Origin of the sequence: Alicyclobacillus fructus (genome assembly GCF_017329605.1) — a bacterium.
Classification (GTDB): domain Bacteria; phylum Bacillota; class Bacilli; order Alicyclobacillales; family Alicyclobacillaceae; genus Alicyclobacillus; species Alicyclobacillus fructus.
In genome coordinates this window covers 1-204 of sequence record NZ_JAFMTY010000136.1, presented here as the reverse complement: position 1 = coordinate 204, position 204 = coordinate 1, and the positions used below count along the sequence as shown (strand labels likewise).

Annotated in this window: 1 protein-coding gene; it reads right to left on the bottom strand. The window is 55.9% G+C overall.

Annotation, left to right across the window (positions count from 1 at the left end; all coding sequences use genetic code 11):
- On the bottom strand, positions 1-204 hold a 204-nt coding region (locus J3481_RS14590; RefSeq protein WP_206832822.1), incomplete at both ends, for a transposase.

The following is a 204-nucleotide window of genomic DNA, read 5'->3' as shown; positions in this document are numbered from 1 at the left end:
GCTTCGGTGGTTCCACGCTTGGACGATAGGGTCAAGGCGTTTGCACAGATCCGAAACCGTCGATTTCGAGAAGGACGTGCCACACAACTGTTCCGTGACTTTGGCCACATCTCGGGTGGACACGCCGTTCACCACCATCTCCATCAAGGCGAGGAGGAAGGCCTGCTCGCTACGCTGGTATCGAGCAAAAAGCTCCGTTGAAAA